This is a genomic window from Candidatus Venteria ishoeyi (assembly GCF_030378065.1).
Taxonomy (GTDB): domain Bacteria; phylum Pseudomonadota; class Gammaproteobacteria; order Beggiatoales; family Beggiatoaceae; genus Venteria; species Venteria ishoeyi.
Window position 1 is genome coordinate 67,859 of sequence record NZ_JAUCGJ010000019.1, and the last position, 6,348, is coordinate 74,206.

General features: G+C 49.5%; 3 protein-coding genes. 2 read left to right on the forward strand and 1 reads right to left on the reverse strand.

The window, feature by feature from the left end; genetic code table 11:
* The first annotated feature begins 3 nt into the window (after window positions 1–3).
* Window positions 4–384 carry a cupin domain-containing protein gene (locus tag QUF61_RS08465; RefSeq protein ID WP_289681318.1) on the forward strand — a complete coding sequence of 127 codons (381 nt, stop codon included), beginning with the start codon at window positions 4–6 and terminating at the stop codon, window positions 382–384.
* Between the two features lie 3 nt (window positions 385–387).
* On the opposite strand, the gene apbC is transcribed toward QUF61_RS08465, so the two are convergent.
* Window positions 388–1,470, reverse strand: coding sequence for an iron-sulfur cluster carrier protein ApbC (apbC, locus tag QUF61_RS08470; RefSeq protein ID WP_103920992.1), 1,083 nt, complete (start codon window positions 1,468–1,470; stop codon window positions 388–390).
* Window positions 1,471–1,695: 225 nt separating this feature from the next.
* On the opposite strand from apbC, the gene QUF61_RS08475 reads away from it, so the two are divergent.
* Complete coding sequence (locus QUF61_RS08475) at window positions 1,696–5,994, forward strand: hypothetical protein (RefSeq protein ID WP_289681319.1); 4,299 nt, start codon at window positions 1,696–1,698, stop codon at window positions 5,992–5,994.
* The last annotated feature ends 354 nt before the right edge of the window (window positions 5,995–6,348 follow it).

Below are 6,348 nucleotides of genomic sequence, written 5' to 3' on the forward strand. Positions count from 1 at the left end.
GGAATGCCTCACATCTACCAACTGTTTAAGGGGCTGGAAGCCAAGGCATCAGCGGAAATTTTTACTGAATTACTGCAAGGTCAGCAGTTTCGCCTGGAGCGTATTGTTTCCACAGGTCAGGCCACAGCCGCTGACACCTGGTATGATCAAGACGAGGACGAATGGGTGATTTTGCTCAGTGGAAAAGCGTGTCTGCATTTTGCAGATGAGGCGCAGGCTCATGAACTGTTACCGGGCGACTATGTGTTTATTCCCGCCCATTGCCGCCACCGCGTTACCTGGACAGATCCAGAGCAAATCAGCGTATGGTTGGCTTTGCATATTAAAGCTGAACCGGGCAAACAGCATTTTACGGCACCCTGTAAGGATGCCGTGAATTCCTAAATTTTACTGCACAATTTTAATACTGGGGAACTTGGCAGAATAATCTTTACTTTGTTTAGATAATTTCGCCACAATGTGACGACCAATATCCCGGTAACGTTTGGTAATTGCACCATCAGGATCGGCAACCACGGTGGGTTTGCCATTATCAGCATCTTCACGGATGCGTTTATCCAGCGGTAAGGAACCCAGGAAATCAACATCCTGCTCGTCAGCCAGGGAAACCCCGCCGCCTTCGCCGAAGATATGCTCTTCATGACCGCAATTGCTGCAAATATGAATACTCATATTTTCCACAATGCCTAATACCGGCACCTGAACCTTTTCAAACATCTTCAGGCCTTTACGTGCATCCAGCAGGGAAATATCCTGTGGCGTAGTAATGATTACCGCGCCACTGACCGGGATTTTCTGTGCCAGGGTCAACTGCGTATCGCCGGTGCCTGGGGGTAAGTCAATAATCAAATAGTCCAGCTCTTCCCATTTGGTGTCTTTCAGCAACTGCTCTAATGCCTGAGTCACCATTGGGCCACGCCAGATCATTGGGGTTTCTTCGTCAATCAGATAACCGATGGACATGGACTGGATGTGATAACTCATCATCGGCTCCAGTGAATTGCCATCACCGGATTTAGGCTGACCGCTGACGCCTAGCATACGCGGCTGGCTGGGGCCATAAATATCGGCATCCAACATGCCCACTTTTGCGCCATCAGCGGATAAAGCTAACGCGAGATTAGCTGCAACAGTGGATTTACCTACGCCGCCTTTACCGGAAGCCACAGCGATAATGTTTTTAACGCCATCAATATGTTTAACGCCTTTTTGCGCGGCATGAGAGACAACCTTATGGCTGACATTGCAAGTCACTTGACTGACGCCATCAAGTGTCGTAAGTTTTTCATTTAATGCCGCAGACAAGGTGGCTTCATAACCATTAATCGGATAACCGAAAACCAGATCCAGATTGACTGTATCACCGTCAATACCCACTTTTTTCAGTACTTTTGCATCAACGAGATCCGTTTGTAAATAAGGATCGATATATTCTTTCAGTTTGGCGGAGATCTGTTCTTCAGTAACCATTAACTTTGTTCCTTCAATCAGCTGTGTAATAAAAGCCGGTAAAAGTTCCGACATATTTTATATCCGCTTGTGTAAATAAGGGATAAACGTGCAAAAATCAAGTTTTATAGATAAGTGGCTGTGGAAATTAAGCATAGCGGATTTCTCGAATTTTAGTTTCTTTCTGTCATTAGCAAAGATATGATAAGCAATATATCAATCAAAAGCGTTGCCGCGAAGGATAAGATGATGCGCATGATCCAAAAAATGGGGCTTTATTGCTGCTTGTGGTTATTGTTTTCCTTATCCCAGGCAGCGCCTTTGTCGCCGCAGGCCATTCCTGAACCACTCAAACCCTGGCAGGACTGGGTTTTACATAATCAACTGGACTGGTCTTGCAGTTTCTTAAACCAAACCGGCGCTCAAATATGTCGCTGGCCGGGCAACTTGCAAATCACGGTGACAGAAAACAGCGCATATTTCCGCCAGCATTGGCATCTGGGCGGTAAAACCTGGGTTGAACTGCCGGGAGATAAACGCCATTGGCCCCAGAACGTACAAATTGCCGGATTGTCACAGCATACCCGCAGCGCAGTGAATAATACTGAATCAACCGTTGTTATTGATAGGAATGGTCAGCCTTCAGTCTATTTACCGGCAGGAGATTATTTAATACAAGGCCAGTGGGACTGGCAAAAACGTCCTGAATCCCTGCAAATTCCACCACACACCGCCCTGGTCAGTCTGAGCCTGGACGGTCAGGTTGTTAAACGCCCCAAGCAGGATAAGCAAGGGCGTTTATGGTTAGATCCCAGCGACAGCGATCAAGAAAAACAAAAAGCAGATCGCCTGGATTTACATGTTTATCGTCAGTTAGTGGATGATATGCCACTCCAGGAAACCCTGCTGATCAAATTGAATGTTTCAGGACAGGCGCGGGAAATCAGCCTGCCACCTTTATTTCCTGCTGAGGAGCGGAAAAACTGGCAGGTTTTACGTCTGAATAGTGATTTCCCCGTGCGTTTGGAAGCCGATACCCGCTTACGAACCCAGGTTAAAGCCTGCGCAGATTGTCGTATTGAACTGGTATTTCGTCATCTGGGGCCGGTCAACAGCCTGCAAGCCTCACTGCTTACTGAAGAAGAAGTCTGGGTATTTGCTGCGCGCCATGATTTGCGCCGGGTGGATATTCAGGGCTTGACTGCCATTGATCCACAGCAAACCCGATTACCGAAAAAGTGGCAGCAGTTACCAGCTTACCGGGTGCAAAAAGGTGATACCCTGAAATTTGTTGAAACCCGGCGCGGTAATCCTGAACCTGCACCAAATGATTTACGCTTACGGCGTAAATTGTGGCTGGACTTTGATGGCGGCGGGTTTACGGTGTCTGATATGATTGCCGGTACCATGAGCCGGGACTGGCGGCTGGATGTCAACCTGCCGCTGCAACTGGGACGGGTCAATGTCAATGGCTCGGATCAGTTGATTACCCAGGGCGTGAGTGAACCGGACAGCACCCGGCAAGGCGTGGAACTGCGTCAGGGGCATCTTGATTTACGGGCTGACAGCCGCATAGAAATGCCCCTGCGCACATTGCCTGCCGTAGCTTGGGCGCAGGACATGCAAAAAGTCAGCACACGTTTATATCTGCCACCCGGCTGGAAGTTATTTCATCTCAGTGGCGCAGATAAGGCACCACGCACCTGGTTAAAACGCTGGACGCTGCTAGATTTGTTTATCGTGCTGATTACCGCGCTGGCGATTGCCAAGCTCTGGCACTGGTCATGGGGCGCGCTGGCGCTGCTGACCTTATTATTGATTTATCATGAACCCGATGCGCCGCGTATATTGTGGCTGCTGGTACTGGCAACAATGGCACTGCTGCGGGTGCTGCCACGGGATGCCTGGCTTGCAGGCTGGGTAAAAACCGGGCGCAACCTGCTGGCGCTGGCTTTAGTGATCATGTCGCTGAGTTTTATGGTATCGCAAGTGCGCATCAGCCTATATCCTCAGTTAGCCAATAGTTACCGGGTTGCACCCTTGCCCCGGCAACAGGCAGCGGTGGGGAGCATGGGCGATATGATAGAAGCGGAAGAAGCAGCAATAGACGTTGATGCCATGCACTCACCGGAACCTGCGCCCATGCTTGAGCAAAATATGCTGCCACAGCAAAAAGCATTATCTGGTCACAGATTAAGCCTCCCATCCAGTGCTGATATGAGCAGAATGAAAACTAAAAAAAGCCATCAATATTATGGCAAAGCTCAAAAATCCCTGACCCAAATCGATCCCCGCGCCCAGGTGCAAACCGGGCCGGGGTTGCCGGATTGGCAATGGAATTATATGAAAATAGGCTGGAATGGCCCGGTAAAACAGGATCAGGAAATCCGTTTATATCTACTCACCCCGACCATGAATTTGGTATTAGGTTTATTACGCACGCTGTTACTGGCGCTGTTATTAGTCTTTTTACTCTGGCAAATTGGCGGCGGACAATGGTCTGATAAGCTACCTAAAAACCAGGCATGGCTGAACACATTGCGTCACTGGCTGGATAAAATCAGTAAAAAGGGGCTTGCAACATTATTATTGCTGATACTGGCAGTGCCACTATTGTTGCAAAACAACACGCTGCAAGCCGCAGAAACCAGCGTAGCAGAACACAACCTATCGGCATTTCCCAATACCGATTTATTGCAGGATTTCCAAAACCGCTTACTGGAGCCACCGGACTGTTTACCCGATTGCGCAGCAAATCCACGTTTACACCTTGAGGCCAGCCCCGACAGTTTGCGCATACAACTGGAAATTCACACCCAGACCCGTATCGCCATTCCCCTGCCCGGTAAAGAAAAACAATGGCTGCCACAGCAGGTCTGGGTGAACGATCAAAGCAGCCACGCCTTGCAACGAGATGATAACGGGATATTGTGGTTACTGCTGTCGCCCGGTATCCATCAAGTACGCCTGGAAGGCAACTGGCCCTCGCGTAATCTGGTGCAATTACCGCTGAGCCTGCCACCGCGTAAAGTGAGCGTAAAACTGGAAGGCTGGCGTCTGGAAGGGCTGGATGAAAACGGATTTGTTGAAAGCCAATTACAGTTTCATCGCCAGCAAAACCAGCAAGATAAAAAAGAAACCCTGGAAACCGGTGCTTTGCCGCCGTTTGTACAAGTTGAGCGTAAATTATTATTGGGTCTGGATTGGCAGGTGCAAACCACCGTCAGCCGCCGCAGCCCTGGCGGTAGCGGTATTTTATTAGCAATACCGCTGCTTGCAGGCGAGTCGGTAACGTCTGCTGGTGTGCGTGTGGAAGATGGGCGGGTCATGGCGCAATTAAAACCTGAACAAAACAGGACAAGCTGGGTTTCAGTATTTGAGATAAAACCAGAAATCACCTTAACTGCGCCGGATAACCACAACTGGATGGAAACCTGGAAAGTGGACACCAGTGCCATCTGGCATCTGGATATTACAGGTATCCCCGTCGTGCATCACCAGGATAACAGCGGCTTATGGCTGCCAACCTGGCGGCCCTGGCCCGGTGAATCCGTCACCTTGCGCCTGACACGTCCGCAGGCAATGCCGGGGCAGGTGCTGACCATAGAAAACAGCCATATTAAGGTACAGCCGGGGCAACGCGCCAGTGACGTACAATTACTGCTGAGTCTGCGCAGCAGTCGCGGCGGCGAGCAAACCATTGGCCTGCCCGAAGACGCAGAACTATTAGCCGTTAAAATCAATGGTAAAGAACAACCGATACGCGCACAGAACAACAAAATTTCACTGCCATTAAAACCGGGGCAGCAGGCTATTAAACTGGAATTACGCCTGCCCGGTGGTATCACCAACCTGTTAAAAACCCCCGTGTTTGATCTCGGCACATCCAGCGTCAACACCCATTTAAGTTTAAGGCTGCCTGAGGATCGCTGGGTACTGTTTCTGGGCAGTTCCATGACCGGGCCAGCAGTCTTATTCTGGGGGATACTGATTGTACTGATTTTGTTGTCTTTAATTTTAGGCCGCATTCCTTTAACCCCGCTGAACAGTTGGCAGTGGCTATTGCTGGCGGTCGTCACCAGTCAATTACACATTAGCGCAATGCTGTTGATGGCAGGCTGGTTGCTGGCATTAGGCTGGCGCGGCCAACTGAATGTGGAAAATCTCAATAAATGGCGCTTTGATTTCTATCAAATCGGCCTGTTTTTCCTCACCCTGTTCGCGCTGGCGGTATTATTTACCGCCATTGAACAAGGCTTGCTGGGTCGCCCGGAAATGTATATCCAGGGCAACGGCTCCTATTATCAGCAGCTCAACTGGTACCAGGATCACAGCACGGCACAATCCCCCCAAGCCTGGGTGTATTCCCTGCCAATCTGGGTCTATCGCCTGGTGATGCTGGCCTGGGCCTTATGGCTGGCATTCGCCTTATTGCGCTGGCTGCGCTGGGGCTGGCAGTGTTTCAGCGCGGGTGGTTTGTGGAAACGCTTACGCAAAAGCAAAATTGAAAAAAATACACCGTCTGAGAGTAATGATAGCCGTTAGCGAGAATTTTATAACTTCAGAAACTGGGCTGGTCTTTTTCTCCATTGTTGAAGTGATGTATGCTGATAATAATTATCAGCAATGGCAAGATTGCAACGGGTTCCCACGCAAGGTGCGTTCTATATGAATATGTTTTTTGTAAAACCAGCCCCATAGGGGTAAAACATACCAGCCCAGGGCAGCACCCCACTGCCATTAAACCCTCTTTGTAAGTGACTATGAATTATCAGCAATTCCCGCTTCACTCAAAAAAGGTTAAAATACCCCCCAGTCATCATAAAACTAAACCCGAGAAGGTTACATGCCACGTAAATTACCCGCGCCCCCCGCTCGTGAAGATTTGACATTCCATCG